Below are 18,687 nucleotides of genomic sequence, written 5' to 3'. Positions count from 1 at the left end.
CCAAGGTGACCAGTCCCCACAACCGCTGTGAAAAGGTTCACCGCTGCGGGTAGCGTCCGGCAAGAGGGCCCCGACCGGCGGCGCCGGCAGGAGGAGGAGACCGTGACCAATCCGCCGCCGTCCGAGCCGTCCGACCCGTCCCGCCCCGAACAGCCTCCGTCGCCGTACGAGCCGCCGCCGGAGCGCTCGCCCTACGCGCCGCCGTCCGACGGGTCGCCGTTCGGGCGGCCGCCGGAGGGCTCGCCGTACGGGCCGCCGCCGGAGGGCTCGCCGTACGGCCCGCCCGCCGACCAGTCGCCCGCCCCGGACCAGCCGCCGTTCGGCCAGCCCAGCGGCTACCCGCCCGGCCCGCAGTGGGGGCAGCAGCCGTCGTACGCCCCGCAGGTGCCCTACGGCCAGTACGGTCCCGCGCCGGGCGGACCCGGGCGCGGCACCAACGTGCTCGCCATCCTGTCGCTGGTCTTCGCGTTCGTCTTCCCGCCCGCCGGCGCCGTCCTCGGTCACCTGGCCAAACGGCAGTTGCGCACCAGCGGCGAGGAGGGCGACCAGCTCGCCACCTGGGGGCTGATCCTGGGCTACGTCTTCACCGGGCTGGGACTGCTGGCCTGCTGCGGCTGGATCGCCCTGCTGGCCTTCACCGGCTACAGCGGCGACAGCGGGGGCTACTGACCGCTCCGCGTCAGCGGAACTGGGCCTCGCGGACGCTGTTGCCCCCGTCGACCACCAGCATCTGCCCGGTGATGTAGGACGCGGCCGGCGAACAGAGGAAGGCGATCGCCGCGGCCACCTCGTCGGGCGTGCCCGGCCGGCCGACCGGTGTGCCGAGGCCCTGCTTGATCTCGGCCATGGTGGACGCCGCGGTGTAGATGGTGCCCGGCGCGACCGCGTTCACGGTCACCCCGTCGGCGATCATCTCCATGGCCAACGCCCTGGTCAGGCCGATCACGCCGGCCTTCGCCGCCGCGTAGGCGGCCTCGGTGGGCAGCGCGTTGACCGGGCCGGCGGTGGCGGACAGGTTGACGATCCGCCCCCAGCCGCGCTCGGCCATCCCGCTGATGAACGCCCGGCTGCACAGGAACGCCGTGGTCAGGTTGCGGTCGATCTCGCCACGCCACTCGTCGTAGCTGAGCTGCGCGACCGGGCGGAGCACCTCCGGGCTGGCCCGGCTGGCCAGGCCGGCGTTGTTGACCAGCACCTCGACGTCGCCGAGCTGGTCGGCGACCGCGTCGGCCAGCGCGCCCACCTCGGACTCGTCGGTCAGGTCGGCGACGAAACCGGTGACCCCCAGCTCGCTGGCCCGCTCGTGGATCCGCCGGGTCGTCGAGACGATCGCCACCCGGGCACCCAGGTCGGCGAGCCGCCGCGCGGTCGCGTAGCCGATCCCGTCCGCGCTGCCCGCCCCGGTGACGAGCGCGACCCGGCCGTCGAGCCGCATGGTCACCGGCTCGGGGAGAGCGGCAGGCTCGTCCTGACCGTGCTGACCCGCCGGTGCGCTCGCGCGGTTGCGCCGGCCCAGGCCCGGGCGGCTGGCGTCCCGCCTCGGTCGGCTGCCGGAACGGTCCGCGGCGCGCGCGTCGATTGCCATGCCTGGATCCTGCCCGTTCGGGCCGGTCCGGGCAATGCGGCACCCGGTAGCGGGGGCATCGGGTTTGCGTGGTGCTGGCTACCCTGACGGCGCACCCCACGCGACGGAGAGAGCACATGACCTATCCCCCACCGTCCGGCGGCTGGCACGATCCGGCGTGGTCGGGCCAGCAGTCCGGCCCGCCGGCCGACCCGACTTTGCCGATCGGCGGCCAGCCGGTGCCCACCCAGCCGGGCCCGGTCGATCCGTACGCCCCGGTCGACCCGTACGGCGCCGGGCAGCAGCCGGCGCCCACCACCGCGTACGCCCTGCCGGGTTATCCGCCGCCCGGTCATCCGGGCTACGGCTATGCCCCGCCGCAGAAGACAAACGGGCTGGCCATCGCGGCCCTGGTGCTCTCCCTGATCGGGTTGACCTCGTGCATCACCGCGCCGATCGGCGCGATCCTCGGGCACATGGCGCAGAAGCAGATCCGGGTCACCGGCGAGGGCGGCGAGGGGATGGCGAAGGCGGCCATCATCGTCGGCTGGATCCTCACCGCCCTGCTGGTGCTGGTGATTCTCTTCTACGTGGTGGCGATCATCTTCGCCATCACCCAGAGCGACAACACCAGCTACTGACCGGTCCTTGGCCCGCCGGCGGGGCTCACTCCGCCGGCGGGGTGAAGGACGAGGTCCGGCTCATTCCGGCGGCCCGGCCCTTGGCGGCGATCACCAGGGCCATCTTCCGGGACGCCTCGTCGATCATCTCGTCGCCGAGCATCACCGCGCCGAGCCGGCCGCCCGCCTCCGAGGTGTAGTGCTCGTACGCGTCGAGGATCAGCTCGGCGTGGTCGTAGTCGGCCTGGGCCGGCGAGTAGACCTCGTTCGCCGCGTCGATCTGACCCGGGTGCAGCACCCACTTGCCGTCGAAGCCGAGCGCGGCCGACCGCTTCGCCACCTCGCGGAACGCGTCGATGTCCCGGATCTGCAGGAACGGGCCGTCGATGGCCTGCTTGTCGTGCATCCGGGCGGCCATCAGGATCCGCATCAGGATGTAGTGGTAGGGGTCGCCGGGGTAGTCGGGGATCAGCGCGCCGACCACCAGCGACTTCATGTTGATCGAGGCCATGAAGTCGGCCGGGCCGAAGATGATGGTCTCCACCCGCGGCGAGGCGGCGGCGATCTCGTCCACCTTGACCAGTCCGGCGGCGTTCTCGATCTGCGCCTCGATGCCGATCCGGCCGACCTCCAGGCCGAGGGTCCGCTCCAACTGGGTGAGGGTCAGGTCGAGCCACTGCACCTGGGCGGCGCTCTGCACCTTGGGCAGCATGACGCAGTCGAGGTTGGCGCCGGCCCCCTCGACCACGTCGATGACGTCCCGGTAGGTCCACGGCGTGGTCAGGTCGTTGACCCGGACCACCCGGGTCTTGCCGGCCCAGTCACCCTCGTTGAGGGCGGCCACGATGTTCTTGCGGGCGTCCGGCTTGGCCAGTGGCGCGACCGCGTCCTCCAGGTCGAGGAAGACCTGGTCGGCGGGGAGTCCTTGGGCCTTGCCGAGCATCTTGACGCTGGAACCGGGTACCGCGAGGCAGGACCGGCGGGGGCGACCGACAGCGGCCATGGATGCGCTCCTTCCAGCGTCCGGCGGGCACGCCGGCGCACCTGACGACGGGCCGGCGGGGACACCGACGGCCTTAACGATCCCAAAGGTGTTTGTGACCACACGGTAACCTCGCGCCATGACCGGGGTGAATGGACCTGTGGAAGATCTCACTGGGCGTCGGCTGGTGGTGGTGACCGGGGCCAGCTCGGGCATCGGGTTGGCCACCGCGGTGGACCTGGCGTGCCGGGGCGACCAGGTGGTACTGGTCGGTCGGGACCCGGCCCGGTTGCAGGCCGCCGGGGATAGGGTCCGCGAGGCGGCGGGTGAACGGCCGGAGCTGTTCCGGGCCGACTTCGCGGTGCTGGACGACGTGCGCCGGCTGGCGGAGCGACTGCGGGCCGCGTACGACCGGATCGACGTGCTGATCAACAACGCGGGCGCGATCGTGTTGCAGCCGATCACCACCGTCGACGGCTTCGAGCTCTCCATCCAGGCCAACCACCTGGCTCCGTTCCTGCTCAGCAACCTGCTGAAGGATCGGATCGGTCGGACCCTGGTCACCGCCTCCGGCGCGCACCGCAGCGGGGTGCTCGACCCGGACGACCTGAACGCGACGCTGCGCCGCTATCGGCCGATGACCGCGTACGGCACCAGCAAGCAGGCGAACATCCTCTTCGCCGCCGAGGCGGCCCGACGCTGGCCGGAGGTCCCCGCGCACTCCTTCCACCCGGGCGTCGTGCGCACCAGGTTCGCCAACGACAGCCGGTTGGTCGCCTTCGGGATGCGGGTGCTGCCGTTGCGCAGCCCGGAGAAGGGCGCGCAGACGTTGATCTGGCTCGCCAGCTCGGACCCGGCCCGGCTGGTGAACGGCGGTTACTACTACGACCGCCGACTGCGCCGGCCGCTGCGCAAGGCGGCCGACCCGCAGCTCGCCGCCCGGCTCTGGACGGCCAGCGCCAAGGCCGTCGGCGTCGACGCCTGACGAGTTCGACGCTGTCCGCGGCGCTCCATCCACTGGCATACTCCGGCCATGACGACGGGGAACGACACACCAACGCTGCGGGTGTCCGGTGAGGACGCCGAACTGGCCGCCCGGATCGACCGGGAGCTGACCGTCTTCAACAACGCCGCCACCGGCGCGGACGACGAGGCCGGGCTCTCGGTCCGGGTCACCGACGCCGACGGGGAGCTGGTCGCCGGCCTGACCGGCTGGACCTGGGGCGGGCGGGCCGGGATCAACACGGTGTGGGTCCAGGCGGAGCGCCGGCACGAAGGGTGGGGCGGCCGGCTGCTGCGGGCGGCCGAGGAGGAAGCCCGGCGACGGGGCTGCACCGAGATCTCGGTGTCGTCGTTCTCGTTCCAGGCGCCGGCCTTCTACCGGCGGCACGGCTACACCGACACCGGGATCCGGGACGGCATCCCCGGCGGCCACGTCGACCATCACTTCTGGAAGTCGCTGGTGACCGACCCGGCCGACACCGTGCGGTTGGTCGCGCTGGTCGAGCTGCCCGACGTCGAGGCCGGGCAACGGTACGAGGACGCGGTGCTCGCGCTGCTGGACCGGCACGGCGGACGGCTGGAGCGGCGGCTACGCACCGGCGACGGGCGGACCGAGGTGCACGTGATCCGGTTCGCCGGCCGGGCCGGGCAGCAGAGCTTCATGGCCGACCCGGAACGCCTCGCGTTGCGGGCCACGCTCGGCGACGCCGCCCCGGTCACCCGGGTGCTGACGGTCCAGGACGTCTGACCGCTCCCACGGGCGCAGGGTTCATTCGCTCAGGTGCACCGGCAGGTTGGTCACCACCACCCCGGGCAGCGGGCGCAGGGCCCGGCGCAGCCGCTGCTCGACCCGGTTGTGCAGCGGCCGGTGCCAGCGGCTGCGCAGCACCACCTCGGGCACGATCACGGTGAGCAGCACGTCGGGCCGGGAGACGTGCAGCGCCTCCAGGTAGTGCGCGAGCGGCCCGATCACCGCCCGGTACGGCGACACGATCGTCTCCAGCCGCACGTGGTCGCCCCAGGCCCGCCACTGCTCACGGAACCGGTCGGACTCGGCGTCCTCCGGGGCGATGTGCACGGCCAGGGTCGGCTGTCCGAGCGAGGCCGCGTACGCCAGGGCCCGCAGCGAGGCCCGGTTCAGCCGGGCGACCGGCACCACCACCAGGTGTCGGACCTGTTGCGGAAGTTCCTGTGCCTCGGCCGGCGCGCCCGGTTCGATCGCGCCGGGCAGCGGCGCGGGGGTCAGCGCCCGCTTGCCGTTCGGTGACGGGGCCAGCGCCAGCGATCGGTCCAGCGTCCGGTAGTGCCGGTGGATGGCCAGCGACAGCAGCACGAGCAGCGGCACGGCGATCACCACCACCCACGCGCCCTCGGTGAACTTGGTCAGCGCGGCGGTCACCAGCACCAGTCCGGAGAGGGTCGCCCCGACGGCGTTCACCACCGCCCGACGGCGCCAACCCTGGTCGCGCCGTCGACGCCAGTGCACCACCATGCCCGTCTGGGAGAGGGTGAAGGCGAGGAAGACCCCCACCGCGTAGAGCGGGATCAGCGCCTCGGTGTGGCCGCGGAACGCGACGAACACCAGCCCCGCCGCGACCGCGAGCGCGATCAGCCCGTCGCTGAAGGCCAGCCGGTCGCCCATGTGCAGGAACCGTCGCGGCGCGTGGCCGGCCCGGGCCATGAAGAACAGCAGCCGCGGAAAGCCGGCGAACGCGGTGTTGGCGGCCAGCAGCAGGATCAGGGCGGTGGCGGCCTGCACCAGGCCGAACCAGGGACCGGTCGGAAAGGTGACCCGGGCAAGTTGGGACAGCAGCGTCGCCTGCGTGGTGGGTACCAGCCCGCTGAGGTGGATCAGCACGGTCAGCCCGACGAAGAAGAGCACCAGGATGGCGATCATCCAGCTGAGGGTGGTGCGGGCGTTGCGCCACTCCGGCGGCTTGAACGCGGGCACCGCGTTCGACACCGCCTCGATACCGGTCATCGACACCGCGCCGGAGGCGAAGGCCCGCAGCACCAGCAGCACGCCCAGCCCTTCGGCCGCCGGCACCGGCGGGGGTGCGACGGGGGCGAACCCCCGTTCGGCCGCCCGGGCGTAGCCGACCACGAGCAGCAGCAGCAGCGCGACGACGAAGGCGTACGTGGGCCAGACGAAGAGGTTGCCGGCGGCCCGTACCCCACGCAGGTTCCCGGCGAGTAGCACGGTGATGATCAGCACCCCGAGCGGCACGGTGAACCGACTCATCCCGGGCAGCGCCGACGTCACCGCGTGCACCCCCGCCGCCACCGAGACGGCGACGGTGAGCACGTAGTCCACCATCAGGCCGGCCGCGGCGGCGAGCCCCGGCCGGGCACCGAGGTTGTCGGTGGCCACCACGTAGGAGCCGGCGCCGTGCGGATAGGCGACCACGGTCTGCCGGTAGGAGAGGCCGACGGCGATCATGAGCAGGGCCAGCACGGCGGCCAGCGGCAGGGACAGCCCCAACGCGCCGGCGCCGGCCAGCACCAGCACGGCCAGCATCGCCTCCGGCCCGTACGCCACCGAGCTGAGCAGGTCGGACGAGAGCACCGGCAGGGCGACCAGCTTGCGCATCCGCTCGTAGAGCACCGCGGCGCTGCTCAGCGGTGGCCCGAAGAGCGCCCGCCGGATCCGGGTCAGCTCCCGGCCGACGCGGGTGCCGGGTACGTTGGCCGGCTCGGTCGCGACCAGCTCGCCGGGATCGCCGACCTGGAACATCTCGATCGGGGCGAGTCGGCCGAACCGGCCGGCGGCGGGCTCGGTGGGGTGCCGGCGGAGCGCGGGGTCGATCGGCAGATCGGCGGCGGCCCGGACGTCGCGCCACTGCTCGCCGATCCGGCGCAGCGCGCCCAGCTCGTCCTCGCTCAGCGGCGGGAACTCGGCCGACGGGGTCACCGCCATCCCCGGCGTCCGCTCCTCGTCACCCCCGCTGTCCCGCCGCCCCATCCCCGCTCTTTCGTCGCCCGGCTCCCTCCGCACTGTCACCGAAAGCGGCCCCGTCGGCGGCGGAATCGCGACTCTTCGCCGAGAAGGTTGCCCCGCCCGGGGGGCAGTCGGGGCAGCGGGACGCCGTGGGCAGGTGGCCCGACCGGGTGGGTCAGTCGGGCAGCGGCGCGCCGTCGGCGGGGACGGGGACCGGATCGGTACGGCGGCCGGCACGCGCGCCGCCCACGATCACCACGGTCACCCCGGCGAGCAGCAGCGCCAGCCCGGGCAGGGCGAGCGGGCGGGGCAGCTGACCCAGCCAGACCCAGCCGATCAGGGCGGCGCCCGGCGCCTCCAGCAGGATCAGCACGCTCACCGTGGTGGCGGAGATCCGGTGCAGCGCGTAGTTGAACATCGAGTGCCCGAGCAGCTGGGCGCCCGCCACCAGGGCGACGATGGCCAGCCAGGTGTGGCCGTCGAAACCGACCAGGCGCACCCCGCCGACCAGGCAGACGACCAGCAGGATCAACGCGCAGACGCCGTAGCAGATGGTGGTGTAGGTGGTGGTGCTGATGCTGGCCCGGGCCCGTTCCCCGAAGGCGGTGTAGATCGCGGCGAACATCCCGCCGGTCACCGCGAGCAGATCGCCGGCGAACGCCCGCCCGGAGACCGCGATGTCCGCTCCGGTGGCGAGCGCGGCACCGGCGACCGCGACCCCGATCCCCGCCCAGACCACCATCGGCAGTCGGCGACCCTGGCCCCGCGCGATCAGCCCCTGCCAGACCGGTTGGGTGGCGCCGAGAGCGGTGGCGGCCGCGACCGAGGTGAGCTGGGCGCTCGGCATCCAGGTGGCGAAGTGGGCGGCCAGCGCGACGCCGGAGAGCACGCAGTACCAGCCCTCCCGCCGGCCCGCGCCCACGGTCAGCGCCCGGAGTTCGGCGCGACGCCGGGTCGCCGAGAACGGGCCGAGCACGGCGACCGAGAGTAGGTTGCGCCAGAACGCGATGGCGAGCGCCGGTGCGGCCGCGAACGCGACAAGCGGCGCGGACGAGGAGACCGCGACCACGGCGAGGGCGACGGCCCCGGTGGTCATCGGGTCGAGCGGCGGGCGGTGCGGGGATGGGGACACGGAGAGCAATCCTCACACGCCCCGGTCACCACGGAACGTCAGCACTCCGTTACGATCATGCGGTCCGCGCCGGCGACACCCCTACGCCCGGAGGCGCTTGCCCATGCCCAGGTTCCAGGCGGTGCTCTTCGACTTCTTCGGCACGCTGACCACGTCGGTCCAGCGTGGCGCGGCTCATCACGGCACCGCTGAGCTGCTGGGCTGCACCAACGACGTGCTCGCCGAGGTGCTCGACCGGACCTTCTACCAGCGGGCCACCGGGCAGCTCGGCAACGCCGAGGCGACTCTGCGCTGGGTCTGCGCACAGGCCGGCGTACGCCCGTCGGACGCCGCGGTGCGCGCGGCGGTGGCCTCCCGGCACCGGGCGGTACGCGCGGACACCCGGCTGCGCCCCGACGCGGTGTCGACGCTGGCCGCACTGCGCCAACTCGGCCTGCGTACCGGTGTGATCAGCGACTGCACCCACGAGCTGCCGGCCTTCCTTCCGCAGTTGGCGATCGCCCCGCTGCTCGACGTCCGGGTCTTCTCGGTGCAGGTGGGACGGTGCAAGCCCGACCCGGCGCTCTACCTGGCGGCGTGCCGGCGGCTGGGGTTGGCCCCGCAGGACTGCCTCTACGTCGGTGACGGCGGCAGCCAGGAGCTGACCGGGGCGGAGCGGGCCGGGATGACCGCGGCCCGACTGGCCGAGCCCGATCTCGCCGAGCACATGGTGTTCAACGCCGACCTTGACTGGCGCGGCCCGGTGCTCGGTGCGCTGCACGAGGTGGTCGACCTGGTCAGGCTAGGGGTCGACCCGGCCGACGAAGCCGCACCCGAGGTGGCGGCCCGGCCGGACCACCGCCCGGCCACGGCCCCGGTGGGCGGCTGAGCCGACGGTCGGGGATCAGCGGCGGCGGACCCGGTGCAGCCGGAACGGTCGACGGGCCGCTCGGACCGCCGGGGTCTCCCGGGGCGGCTCGGCCTGCGAACCGTTGGGCAGGGCCTCGCCGGAGAGCGGCTCGCCGGCCGGGGTGAGCCGGTTCAGCGCGCAGCCGTCGTCCGCCCAGCGCCGTACCAGCTCGACGGTCGGCCCGGACGCGTTCAACCGCTTCGCCGCGACCAGCGGCGCGAGGGTCTCCCACTCCTCGCCGCCCGGTCGCACCCGGCTGACCCGGGCCGGCCAGGTCACGATCCGGCCGCCGTGGTCACCGCGCATGGTGACCTGCGCCTGCGTCGCGTCGGCCAGCCCCGGCGCGGCCTGCTCGCCCGGGCCGCTGATCACGACGAGTGCGCCCTCCAGGGTGGCGCACCAGAGCGCCACGGCCGGCCCGCCGGAGACGCTCACCCAGGCCACCGCGGCCTTCTTGATCACCTCGTCGACCAGGGGCGTGCTGCTCCGCCCGTCCTCGTCCGTCACAGCGGCATCCTCCCCCACCGGGGCCGGTCCCGTCAGCCTGGCGGGCCGGGTCGACCACTCAGCCGAGGAACGGCGGCACCATGATCTCGCCGCGGGCCACCGGGACCACCTGCCCGCCCACGGTGGCGCCCACCGCCGCGCCGTTCACCGCGGTCACGGTGCAGGCGAGCGAGGAGGGGCGGTTGATCTCGATGCCCTGGCGGACGGCGTACGAGGATCGGCCGTTGGCGGGGAGCAGGCCGCTGGCCACCAGCCAGACGCCGAGTCCCAGCGCCGCCGAGCCGGTGGCCGGGTCCTCCGGCACACCGAGGCCGGGCACGAAGACCCGGGCGTGCGCGGTTTGGCCGGCGGCGTCCCAGGAGAAGACGCTGACGTGCTCCACCCCGTACCGCTGTGCCGCAGCCACGTCGACCCGGGCCCGGGCCACCGCGTCCGGACGGACCGGGAGGTACGGGAACTCCAGCCCGCAGCCGGCGACCCGGGGCGACGGGCCGGCGTAGTCGGCCGAGCCGAGGCTGACGATCTCCAGCAGCGGCTCCGGGTCCAGCTCGGGCCCGAGCGTCGGACCGCCGCCGGTCAGCGTCGCCCCGGTCGCGGTGACCTCCAGCGGGAGCACGCCCGCGCCGCACTCCTGGGTGACCTGCCCCACACCGAACAGGCCGCGGCGGCTCGCGACCACCGCGGCGCCGACGCTCGGGTGACCGGCGAAGGGCAACTCCGCCGCCGGGGTGAAGATCCGCGCCCGGTAGGTGGCGCCGACCTGGGTGGGTGGCAGCACGAACACCGTCTCGGAGAGGTTGAACTCCAGCGCGAGCGCCTGCATCTGCTCGGTTGCCAGGGCTTCCGCGCCGAACACCACGGCCAGCGGGTTGCCGGCGAAGGGGCGGTCGGTGAAGACGTCCACGATCTCGTACGCCAAGGTCGACATGCTGACAAACACTAGGCGCTTAGGCTGGTGCCCGTGAGTACCCCGACCCGGGTCTACATCGCCCGGCTCGCCGGCGTCGCTGTCTTCGACCCCAACGGTGACCAGGTGGGCCGGGTCCGTGACGCCGTGGCGCGGCTCCGGCCGACCCAGCGACCGCCCGAGGTCGTGGGCCTGGTCGCCGAGATGCCGCTGCGTCGGCGGATCTTCCTCTCCATCAACCGGATCACCTCGATCGACGCCGACGCGGTGGTCCTCGGCAGCGGCACCCTCAACCTGCGCCGCTTCGAGAAGCGGCCGAACGAGCTGCTGGTGCTCCAGGAACTGCTCGACCGGCGGGTGCAGCTCGACCCGGGCGGCCAGGCCGGCACGGTGGTGGACGTGGCGATGGAGTGCAGCCGGGGCGGCGAGTGGTCGCTCAGCCGGGTCGCGGTGCGCGAGCAGACCGGCCGACTCACCCGGCGGGGACACCTGCACCAGGTCGACTGGGACCGGGTACGCGGACTCAGTGGCATCGCCGACGACCGGGGCACGGCCAACCTGCTCGCCGTGCTGGAGGACATGCGCCCTGCCGACCTGGCCAACGCGTTGCAGGACCTGCCGGACGCCCGGCGCAACGAGGTCGCCGCGGCGCTGGACGACGAGCGGCTGGCGGACGTGCTCAGCGAGCTGCCCGAGCACGACCAGGTGGAGATCCTCGCCGCGCTGGACCGGGAACGGGCCGCCGACGTGCTGGAGGAGATGGACCCGGACGACGCCGCGGACCTGCTCAACGAGCTGCCGCCGCCGGAGCAGGACGTGCTGCTGGACCTGATGACCCCGGACGAGGCCGACCCGGTACGCCAGCTGCTGAAGTACACCCCGGGCACCGCCGGCAGCGTGATGACCTCCGAACCGGTGATCCTGCCGCCGGACGCCACCGTCGCCGAGGCGCTGGCGCGGATCCGCGAGCCGCAGCTCTCTCCCGCCGTGGCCGCGCAGGTCTTCGTCACCCGGGCGCCGCTGACCACGCCGACCGGGCGCTACCTGGGCATGGTGCACTTCCAACGGCTGCTCCGCGAGCCACCGGCCGACATGCTCGGCGGGGTGGTCGTCAACGACATCGACCCGCTGCGGCCGACCACCCCGCTGCCGGAGATCACCCGCCGGATGGCCACCTACGACCTGGTCGCCATGCCGGTGATCGACCGCAGCAACCGGCTGGTCGGCGCGGTGACGGTGGACGACGTGCTGGACCACTCGCTGCCCAGGGACTGGCGCGACCGGGACGCGATCGGAACCCAGGGCCCCGCCGAGGCGACGTTGGACGGCGCGGATGACTGAGCAGCGGCGGGCGGGGCGGCTGGATCAGCCGCGCGAGCCCAGGGGCGTCAAGCTGCCCCGGTTCGACCCGGAGGCGTTCGGCCGCTGGTCGGAGGGGATCGCCCGCAGCATGGGCACGGCGAACTTCATCGTCTACATGACGGCGGTGATCGCCATCTGGTTCGGCTGGAACACGCTGGCCCCGGCGAACCTGCGCTTCGACCCGTACACCTTCACGTTCCTCACCCTGGTGCTGTCGTTGCAGGCCAGCTACGCGGCCCCGCTGATCCTGCTGGCGCAGAACCGGCAGGCGGACCGGGACCGGGTGGCGCTGGAGGAGGACCGGCGGCGGGCGACCGCGCAGAAGGCGGACACCGAGTATCTGGCCCGGGAGATCGCCGCGCTGCGGAACGCGATGGGTGAGGTCGCCACCCGGGACTTCCTCCGCTCCGAACTGGCCCGGCTGGCCGAGGAGTTGGACGAGGCGGCGCAGCGCCGGCAACGGCTCGACCGACGTCAGCAGGAGAAGCAGGCCCGGTCGACCGGCGGCGAGGGGCTGGATGAGCCGCGCGACGACCTCGACGGTGACTTCACCCGGGACCGCCGGCCGGACCCCGCGACACCGCGGACCCCGGAGGGCTGAGCGCGCCGGGCGCCGCAACGTTTTGAACGCCGCGCGCCTCAAGGGGCCAGGCGAGCGGCGTTCGTCTCGATCGTCCCACTTCGTCGGTTGGCCGTCCAGCCCCCGGTCGGGGGCTGGCATCGCCATCGACTCGCTCACACCGGGCCCGCTGAGCGCGGGGCCGGATCACCCTCGACGTAGCATTGCGGGCATGTCAGCACCCGTCAGCACCGTCGAGGACGCGATCCAGGCCGCCCTGGCCACCGTCAACGACCCGGAGATCCGCCGGCCCATCACCGAGCTGGGCATGGTCCAGTCCGCCGTGGTCGGCCCGGACGGCGTGGTACGGGTCGAGCTGCTGCTCACCGTCGCCGGCTGCCCGCTGAAGGACAAGCTGCGCTCCGACATCACCGCCGCGGTCGCCGCGGTGCCCGGCGTGACCGGCGTGCAGATCGAGTTCGGCGTGATGAGCCCGGAGCAGCGCCAGTCGTTGCAGGCGCAGCTGCGCGGCGGCGGCGCGTCCGCGGAGCCGGTCATCCCGTTCGCCCAGCCCGGCTCCCGCACCCGGGTGTACGCGGTGGCCAGCGGCAAGGGCGGCGTCGGCAAGTCCAGCGTGACGGTCAACCTGGCCGCGGCGCTGGCCGCCCGCGGGCTCTCCGTCGGCGTGGTGGACGCCGACATCTACGGTCACTCGGTGCCCCGGATGCTCGGCGCGGACGGCCGCCCGACCCGGGTCGAAGACATGATCATGCCGCCGCAGTCGCACGGCGTGAAGGTCATCTCGATCGGCATGTTCACCGCCGGCAACGCCGCCGTGGTGTGGCGCGGCCCGATGCTGCACCGGGCGTTGCAGCAGTTCCTCGCGGACGTCTACTGGGGCGACCTGGACGTGCTCCTGCTCGACCTGCCCCCGGGCACCGGCGACGTGGCCATCTCGCTGGCCCAGCTGCTGCCCAACTCGGAGATCCTCGTGGTGACCACCCCGCAGGCCGCCGCCGCGGAGGTGGCGGAGCGGGCCGGCGCGATCGCGTTGCAGACCCACCAGCGGATCGTCGGTGTGATCGAGAACATGTCCTGGCTGGAGCTGCCGGACGGCTCCCGGATGGAGATCTTCGGCGCCGGCGGTGGTCAGTCCGTCGCCGAGTCGCTGAGCCGGACCATCGGCGCCCAGGTGCCGCTGCTCGGGCAGATCCCGCTGGACACCCGGGTACGCGAGGCCGGCGACGCGGGCACCCCGATCGTGCTGGCCGAGCCGGAGTCGCCGGCCGCGGCGGCGCTCGGCTCGGTGGCCGACCGGCTCGCCGTCCGGCGCGAGTCGCTGCTGGGCAAGCCGCTCGGCCTCAAGCCCGCCGGCCGCTGATCCGACCCCGGCCCAGCTGTCTTTTCCCCGAAAACGGGGGGTGTCCCGCTAGCGGGACACCCCCCGTTTCGGCGATACGGAGTCGATCGAGAAGAGCCGGACGCAGCTCAGGTGGCGTCGTCGTAGCTGGCTCGAGGGGCGGGCGCGGGGGCGCCGCCGGTGGCCGTGGACGACCGGGTGCCGGTGGACCGCACGTCGGCGGCGTTCGCCACGTCCTTCAGGTCGTTGTGCACGCCGGTGACGTCCGCCCGGAGGTTGTCGTAGACGCCCTGCAACGGCTTCCGGATCGCCTGCTCGTCCTCTTCGCTGAGCAGGTGCTTACGGATGAACGCCTTCGGGTGCAGATCCTCGAGCTGGATGTCGGTGCCGAGCTCCCGACTCAGGTCCGTGGTGGCGTTGCGGGCCATGTTGCGCAGGTTGCGCACCATCCGCAGCCCGTCGGTGATGACCGCGGGCAGCCGGTCACCGAAGATCAGCAGCGCCAGGAGCAGCAGCGCACCGATCTCCCACCAGTTCAGGTTGTCGAGCATCCCGCGGGCCTCCTCTCGGGGTCAGCAGCAAGACTACGCACGTCGGAGAGGAAGCGGGGAGGGGGTGACAGGGTCCTCACTTGGCATCCGCGGCGAGCGTGACCGAGGCGTTCTGCCGATCGGAGCCCCGGCGGTACTCGACGGTGACCACCGAACCGGGCGCGAACTTACGAACCAGGGCGATCAGGTCGGTCGGCTCGGTCATCGGCCGGCCGTTCAGCCGCAGGACCACGTCACCAGCTCGGAGCCCGGCCCCGTCGGCGGGCCCGGACGGCTCGACCGCCGCGAGCCTTACGCCGCCGCCGGCGACGCCCGCCCCCGGGCCGCCGACCTGGGCGCCGATCACGGTCCGCCGGGCCTTGCCGGTGCCGATGATGTCCTGGGTCACCCGCTTGGCCTGGTTGATCGGGATGGCGAAGGCGAGACCGATGTTGCCCGCCTCCTGCCCGTCGGAGACCAGGGACTTGATCGTGGAGTTCACCCCCACCACCCGACCGGCCCCGTCCACCAGTGGGCCGCCGGAGTTGCCGTGGTTGACCGCCGCGTCGGTCTGGATGGCCGCGTAGTAGCGCACCGGGCCACCCGGCTCACCGGCCTGCATCGTCCGGTCCAGGGCGCTCACGATGCCGGCGGTGACCGTGTTGGCCAGCGACAGCGGCGAGCCGATCGCCAGCACCGGGTCGCCGACGGCGAGCGCGTCGGAGTCGCCGAACTCGACCGGCCGCAACCCGCTGCGATCCACCTTGATCACCGCGATGTCCGACTCCGGATCCTGGCCGACGATCTGGGCCGGCGCGGTGCTGCCGTCGTTGAAGACCACCGAGGCCTTGCCGGTGCCGCCGGCCACCACGTGGTCGTTGGTGATCACGTGCCCGTCGGCGCTCACCACGAAGCCGGAACCCTCACTCGTCCCGGCGAGGCTGCTCACCCGGACGGTCACCACGCTGGGCAGGACCCGTTCGGCGACCCCGGCCAGTGACTCCGGTTTGCGCTGGGCCAGCGCGGGCGCCTGGGCCGGATCGGCGCCGAGCACCGTGCCGGCGGCGCCGCCGCGGACCGCGAACGCATAGCCGAGCGCGCCACCGAGGGTGCCGGCGAGCAGCGCGGTCACCAGCGGGATGAGCAGCAGTTGGCGAAGCGCCGGCCGACCCGGCGCATCCGGATCGCTGACCGCCTCGGGCGCCGTCGCGCTGTCGGTCACCGCCGGTACGACCACCGCGGCCGGCGCGGCCGGGTCCCGCCACGGGTCGACCAGGGCGTCGGACCACCAGGGCGATGCGGTGCCCTCCCCGGCGCTGCGCGGCGCGGCCGACCCCGGTGGGACACCCGTCCCCGGCGGTCCCGCCGCCGGAGCCGGAGCATCACCGGGCCGGCGCCAGTCCCAGCCGTCGGTCACGTCGGTGCCTCCCAGTCCGTCCCCCGGATCCCGCGCGCTCCGTGGCCCGACGGGAACACCCGTCCGGCCCCGACTGGCGGGACACCGCTTCCAGGATTGCACGGATGTGCGGGATGGGGTCAGCGGTTGCCGCCCCGTGATCGCCAGGGGCCGGACGCGCGGCTGCGCCGTGGACCCGCCGCCTCTAGGCTCATAGCGCCCAACCCGCCCCCTGCACCATTCGCCGCCCGGAGGTGCCCCATCGCCACGGTCGCCGGTTCTGGCAGTTCGACGAGCCCGGCCCAGCAGTTCGCCGAGTCGTACGTTGCCGAGGACCTCGTGCTGCGCACCGCCCGCAGCCTCGCCCGCGAGGTGGGCCTGGACGCCGTGACTCCCGGCGCGGGCGCCGCGCTGCGGCTGCTCGCCGCCGCCGGCAACGCCCGCGCGGTGGTGGAGATCGGCACCGGGACCGGGGTCAGCGGGGTCTGGCTGCTCCGCGGCATGCGGGCGGACGGTGTACTCACCACGATCGACGTCGAGGTGGAACACCAGCGGATCGCCCGGCGGATCTTCGCCGAGGCGGGCTTCGTCTCGGGCCGGACCCGGATCATCACCGGCCGGGCGCTCGACGTGCTGCCCCGGCTCGCGGACGGCGCGTACGACCTGGTCTTCGTCGACGCCGAGGCGACCGGCTTCCACGCCTGCGTCGAGGCCGCGCTGCGGCTGCTGCGCCCCGGCGGCGTGCTCGCGCTCAACGGCATGCTCGCCGGTGGCCGGATCGGTGACCCGGCCGCCCGCGACGCGGAGACGGTGACCGTCCGGGAGACCATCAAGGCCGTCCGGGAGTCCGAGCACTGGATCCCGGCGCTGCTACCGGTCGGCCACGGCCTGCTCGCCGCCGTCAAGTGCTGAGCTGACCCCGGCGAGGCTTCGCCCGCCGGGATCGCTCACCGTCGGGCGGTCAGCTCAGGGTGGCCAGCCAGCGCATCAGGAACCGTACGCCCCAGCCGGTCGCGCCCCGGGTCAGCTCCGCGTCGTCGGCGTCCGCCCAGGACGGCGCGGACATGTCCACGTGCAGCCAACGGTCGCGCAGGTCGCCGGTGAACTCGCGCAGGAAGAGGGCGGAGGTGACCGACTTGGCCGGCTCCGGCGCGCTGTACAGGTCGGCCACCTCGCTGCCCAGGAACTCGACGTAGTCCGCCGGTAGCGGCATCCGCCAGGCCGACTCGCCGGCCGCCTCGCCGGCCGCCAGCAGGTCGGCGGCGAGTTGGTCGTTCTCGCTGTAGAGGGCGCCGGTGCGCTTGCCCAGCGCCACGGCGTTCGCGCCGGTCAGCGTGGCCAGGTCGACCAGCAGGTCCGGCTTGAGCTGCGCCGCGGCGTAGGCGAGCGCGTCGGCGAGCACCAGCCGTCCCTCGGCGTCGGAGTTGGTGGACTCGCTGGTCATCCCGCCGTAGTGCCGGATGACGTCGCCGGGGCGGAACGCCGAGCCGCTGACCATGTTCTCGGCCAGCGGGGCGAGTGCGGTGATCCGGACGGGCAGCCGCAGCGCGGCAGCGCCGAGGGTGGCGGCGATCACCGCGGCGGCGCCGCCCATGTCCTTGCGCATCAGCTTCATCGCCGGCACCGGCTTGATCGAGATGCCGCCGGTGTCGAAGGTGATGCCCTTGCCGACCAGAACCACGTGGGTGCTCGCGCCGGCGGGGTGCCAGTCCAGTTCGACCAGCCGCGGCCCGCTGGCCGAGCCGCCGCCGACGGCGAGGATGCCGCCGAAGCCCTCGGCCGCCAGCTCGGCCGGTTCGCGTACCCGCAGGTGCAGGTCCGGCGTCCCGCCGGCCACCTCGGCGACCTGCCCGGCGAACCACTCCGGGTTCTTCACCGACGAGGGCGTGTTGGTCAGATCGCGGGCCAGCCGGGTCATCCGGGCGGTGGTCCGGGCCGTCTCGACCACCGCGAGGTAGGCGTCCGGGTCGCCGACCAGCAGGTCGACTGCGGCGAGCGCGGGCGCGTCGCCGGCGTCGGTCAGCCGGAAGCGGTAGGAGGCCAGCAGCAGCCCCTCGTAGAGCCCTCGGACCGCGGCCGGGGACGCGTCGGATGGCAGCGCGATGGTGATGTGCGTCTCATCGGTGGTGGCGCGGGCCAGCGCGGCGCCGGCCCGCCGCCAATCGCCCTCGTCGCCGTCGCCGATGCCCATCAGGACCAGCACGCCGGGGGTCCGCCCCGGGCGGAACTGGGTCCGGACCTCACCGGCCCGGCCGGTGAGCCGGGCGGCGGGGGCCAGTGCGGCGGCCTCGTCGGCGACGCCGTCGGGCAGCGTCACCGCGGTCGGGACCGGCGCGGTCGGGGCGTCGCCGCCCGCCTCCGTCCCGGCCGGTCGAAGGGGCAGGACGAGGGTGTCGAGCCGGTGAGGCTCGGCGACCAGACGGATGGCGAGCACGCGGGACCGTACCTCCAGGAAAGGGATCGCGGAGCGGGGATCGCCCCCACGGCGCTCCGCGCCGGTAAGCCCTGAGCCACCGGCCGGGCCGGTGGCTCAGGGTATGACGAACCGTCCGGGCGGCAGCTGCCGCCCAGGCCGCTCCTCGATCAGCCGGCGGCCGCCTTCAGCGCGTCACCGAGCGCGTTGGCCTCGTCCGGAGTCATCTCGACGACGAGCCGGCCACCGCCCTCCAGCGGGACCCGCATGACGATGCCCCGCCCCTCCTTGGTGACTTCCAGCGGACCGTCGCCCGTCCGCGGCTTCATCGCCGCCATGTTGTCTCCCCTCAGACCTACACCAGGGTCGGTGGGTTGCCCCACAGCCACTTCTTCACGACCCACCCGCAACCGCCGCGGGGCGTCGACCAACGATTTTCCCTGATGAACACCGCCGGACCCAAACCGAAGCAGCATTGATGTAACAGCATCTAGCTTATCTTGAGAAGGCCTGTCACAATGTGCGG

At 73.6% G+C, this 18,687-nt stretch carries 19 protein-coding genes; 9 read left to right on the top strand and 10 right to left on the bottom strand.

Features of this window, described 5'->3' with window-relative positions; translation table 11 throughout:
• Nucleotides 1-102: 102 nt before the first annotated feature.
• Entirely contained in the window at nt 103-669 is a 567-nt protein-coding gene (locus ACIP9D_RS08260) for a DUF4190 domain-containing protein (protein ID WP_350867602.1), read from the top strand.
• Nucleotides 670-679: 10 nt separating this feature from the next.
• Here the strand turns inward: ACIP9D_RS08260 and ACIP9D_RS08255 are convergent, their stop codons facing one another.
• Nucleotides 680-1,585: an SDR family NAD(P)-dependent oxidoreductase gene (locus ACIP9D_RS08255; protein ID WP_350867603.1), complete on the bottom strand. Its 906-nt coding sequence runs from the start codon at nt 1,583-1,585 to the stop codon at nt 680-682.
• A 116-nt stretch (nt 1,586-1,701) separates the two neighbouring features.
• On the opposite strand from ACIP9D_RS08255, the gene ACIP9D_RS08250 reads away from it, so the two are divergent.
• Nucleotides 1,702-2,205: a DUF4190 domain-containing protein gene (locus ACIP9D_RS08250; RefSeq protein ID WP_350867605.1), complete on the top strand. Its 504-nt coding sequence runs from the start codon at nt 1,702-1,704 to the stop codon at nt 2,203-2,205.
• 25 nt (nt 2,206-2,230) lie between these two features.
• Here the strand turns inward: ACIP9D_RS08250 and ACIP9D_RS08245 are convergent, their stop codons facing one another.
• Complete coding sequence (locus ACIP9D_RS08245; RefSeq protein WP_350867606.1) at nt 2,231-3,187, bottom strand: CoA ester lyase; 957 nt, start codon at nt 3,185-3,187, stop codon at nt 2,231-2,233.
• 139 nt (nt 3,188-3,326) lie between these two features.
• Between ACIP9D_RS08245 and ACIP9D_RS08240 the strand changes: the two genes are divergently transcribed.
• A complete protein-coding gene (locus ACIP9D_RS08240) occupies nt 3,327-4,151 on the top strand; it encodes an SDR family NAD(P)-dependent oxidoreductase (protein ID WP_350867608.1) in 825 nt (274 codons plus the stop codon).
• Nucleotides 4,152-4,199: 48 nt separating this feature from the next.
• Complete coding sequence (locus ACIP9D_RS08235; RefSeq protein ID WP_350867610.1) at nt 4,200-4,916, top strand: GNAT family N-acetyltransferase; 717 nt, start codon at nt 4,200-4,202, stop codon at nt 4,914-4,916.
• Nucleotides 4,917-4,937: 21 nt separating this feature from the next.
• Here the strand turns inward: ACIP9D_RS08235 and ACIP9D_RS08230 are convergent, their stop codons facing one another.
• Together ACIP9D_RS08230 and ACIP9D_RS08225 are read right to left on the bottom strand one after the other, a co-directional pair.
• Complete coding sequence (locus ACIP9D_RS08230; protein ID WP_350867612.1) at nt 4,938-7,130, bottom strand: APC family permease; 2,193 nt, start codon at nt 7,128-7,130, stop codon at nt 4,938-4,940.
• Nucleotides 7,131-7,281: 151 nt separating this feature from the next.
• On the bottom strand, nt 7,282-8,202 hold the full coding sequence (locus ACIP9D_RS08225; RefSeq protein WP_350868789.1) for a DMT family transporter: 921 nt from the start codon (nt 8,200-8,202) through the stop codon (nt 7,282-7,284).
• Between the two features lie 139 nt (nt 8,203-8,341).
• Here ACIP9D_RS08225 and ACIP9D_RS08220 point away from each other — a divergent pair, with 139 nt between their 5' ends.
• Nucleotides 8,342-9,106, top strand: coding sequence for an HAD family hydrolase (locus ACIP9D_RS08220; protein WP_350867614.1), 765 nt, complete (start codon nt 8,342-8,344; stop codon nt 9,104-9,106).
• A gap of 15 nt (nt 9,107-9,121) precedes the next feature.
• Here the strand turns inward: ACIP9D_RS08220 and ACIP9D_RS08215 are convergent, their stop codons facing one another.
• Both ACIP9D_RS08215 and ACIP9D_RS08210 read right to left on the bottom strand, forming a co-directional pair.
• On the bottom strand, nt 9,122-9,634 hold the full coding sequence (locus ACIP9D_RS08215) for a hypothetical protein (RefSeq protein WP_350867616.1): 513 nt from the start codon (nt 9,632-9,634) through the stop codon (nt 9,122-9,124).
• Nucleotides 9,635-9,692: 58 nt separating this feature from the next.
• Complete coding sequence (locus ACIP9D_RS08210) at nt 9,693-10,562, bottom strand: PhzF family phenazine biosynthesis protein (RefSeq protein WP_350867618.1); 870 nt, start codon at nt 10,560-10,562, stop codon at nt 9,693-9,695.
• A 33-nt stretch (nt 10,563-10,595) separates the two neighbouring features.
• On the opposite strand from ACIP9D_RS08210, the gene ACIP9D_RS08205 reads away from it, so the two are divergent.
• The 3 genes from ACIP9D_RS08205 (at nt 10,596) to ACIP9D_RS08195 (ending at nt 13,843) form a co-directional block, all read left to right on the top strand.
• A complete protein-coding gene (locus ACIP9D_RS08205) occupies nt 10,596-11,882 on the top strand; it encodes a magnesium transporter MgtE N-terminal domain-containing protein (protein WP_350867620.1) in 1,287 nt (428 codons plus the stop codon).
• Entirely contained in the window at nt 11,875-12,504 is a 630-nt protein-coding gene (locus tag ACIP9D_RS08200) for a DUF1003 domain-containing protein (RefSeq protein ID WP_350867621.1), read from the top strand. Before ACIP9D_RS08205 ends, ACIP9D_RS08200 begins: the two co-directional genes overlap by 8 nt.
• A gap of 190 nt (nt 12,505-12,694) precedes the next feature.
• The gene (locus ACIP9D_RS08195) at nt 12,695-13,843 is read left to right on the top strand and encodes a P-loop NTPase (RefSeq protein ID WP_350867623.1); all 1,149 of its coding nucleotides are present in this window, start codon (nt 12,695-12,697) and stop codon (nt 13,841-13,843) included.
• 107 nt (nt 13,844-13,950) lie between these two features.
• Here ACIP9D_RS08195 and ACIP9D_RS08190 read toward each other — a convergent pair whose 3' ends face one another.
• Nucleotides 13,951-14,373: a preprotein translocase subunit TatB gene (locus ACIP9D_RS08190; RefSeq protein WP_350867625.1), complete on the bottom strand. Its 423-nt coding sequence runs from the start codon at nt 14,371-14,373 to the stop codon at nt 13,951-13,953.
• 76 nt (nt 14,374-14,449) lie between these two features.
• Complete coding sequence (locus ACIP9D_RS08185; RefSeq protein WP_400449545.1) at nt 14,450-15,769, bottom strand: S1C family serine protease; 1,320 nt, start codon at nt 15,767-15,769, stop codon at nt 14,450-14,452.
• Nucleotides 15,770-16,087: 318 nt separating this feature from the next.
• Here ACIP9D_RS08185 and ACIP9D_RS08180 point away from each other — a divergent pair, with 318 nt between their 5' ends.
• Complete coding sequence (locus tag ACIP9D_RS08180; RefSeq protein ID WP_350867627.1) at nt 16,088-16,660, top strand: O-methyltransferase; 573 nt, start codon at nt 16,088-16,090, stop codon at nt 16,658-16,660.
• A gap of 49 nt (nt 16,661-16,709) precedes the next feature.
• On the opposite strand, the gene ACIP9D_RS08175 is transcribed toward ACIP9D_RS08180, so the two are convergent.
• Together ACIP9D_RS08175 and ACIP9D_RS08170 are read right to left on the bottom strand one after the other, a co-directional pair.
• Complete coding sequence (locus ACIP9D_RS08175) at nt 16,710-18,182, bottom strand: leucyl aminopeptidase family protein (protein ID WP_350867629.1); 1,473 nt, start codon at nt 18,180-18,182, stop codon at nt 16,710-16,712.
• A gap of 149 nt (nt 18,183-18,331) precedes the next feature.
• Nucleotides 18,332-18,499, bottom strand: a complete 168-nt coding sequence (locus tag ACIP9D_RS08170) for a DUF3117 domain-containing protein (RefSeq protein ID WP_007455245.1) — start codon at nt 18,497-18,499, stop codon at nt 18,332-18,334.
• Nucleotides 18,500-18,687 lie beyond the last annotated feature (188 nt).

Origin of the sequence: Micromonospora sp. NPDC093243, assembly GCF_044753725.1 — a bacterium.
GTDB lineage: Bacteria > Actinomycetota > Actinomycetes > Mycobacteriales > Micromonosporaceae > Micromonospora.
Note: the sequence above shows the minus strand (reverse complement) of the source record. Positions and strands in the feature narration are given on the sequence as shown.

What these genes read in the sequence shown, in the direction of transcription:
- ACIP9D_RS08190 (WP_350867625.1), bottom strand. Translation starts at nt 14,373, where the DNA reads ATGCTCGACAACCTGAACTGGTGGGAGATCGGTGCGCTGCTGCTCCTG.
- ACIP9D_RS08225 (WP_350868789.1), bottom strand. Translation starts at nt 8,202, where the DNA reads ATGACCACCGGGGCCGTCGCCCTCGCCGTGGTCGCGGTCTCCTCGTCC.
- ACIP9D_RS08255 (WP_350867603.1), bottom strand. Translation starts at nt 1,585, where the DNA reads ATGGCAATCGACGCGCGCGCCGCGGACCGTTCCGGCAGCCGACCGAGG.
- ACIP9D_RS08250 (WP_350867605.1), top strand. Translation starts at nt 1,702, where the DNA reads ATGACCTATCCCCCACCGTCCGGCGGCTGGCACGATCCGGCGTGGTCG.
- ACIP9D_RS08200 (WP_350867621.1), top strand. Translation starts at nt 11,875, where the DNA reads ATGACTGAGCAGCGGCGGGCGGGGCGGCTGGATCAGCCGCGCGAGCCC.
- ACIP9D_RS08195 (WP_350867623.1), top strand. Translation starts at nt 12,695, where the DNA reads ATGTCAGCACCCGTCAGCACCGTCGAGGACGCGATCCAGGCCGCCCTG.
- ACIP9D_RS08245 (WP_350867606.1), bottom strand. Translation starts at nt 3,187, where the DNA reads ATGGCCGCTGTCGGTCGCCCCCGCCGGTCCTGCCTCGCGGTACCCGGT.
- ACIP9D_RS08220 (WP_350867614.1), top strand. Translation starts at nt 8,342, where the DNA reads ATGCCCAGGTTCCAGGCGGTGCTCTTCGACTTCTTCGGCACGCTGACC.
- ACIP9D_RS08210 (WP_350867618.1), bottom strand. Translation starts at nt 10,562, where the DNA reads ATGTCGACCTTGGCGTACGAGATCGTGGACGTCTTCACCGACCGCCCC.
- ACIP9D_RS08230 (WP_350867612.1), bottom strand. Translation starts at nt 7,130, where the DNA reads ATGGGGCGGCGGGACAGCGGGGGTGACGAGGAGCGGACGCCGGGGATG.
- ACIP9D_RS08235 (WP_350867610.1), top strand. Translation starts at nt 4,200, where the DNA reads ATGACGACGGGGAACGACACACCAACGCTGCGGGTGTCCGGTGAGGAC.
- ACIP9D_RS08170 (WP_007455245.1), bottom strand. Translation starts at nt 18,499, where the DNA reads ATGGCGGCGATGAAGCCGCGGACGGGCGACGGTCCGCTGGAAGTCACC.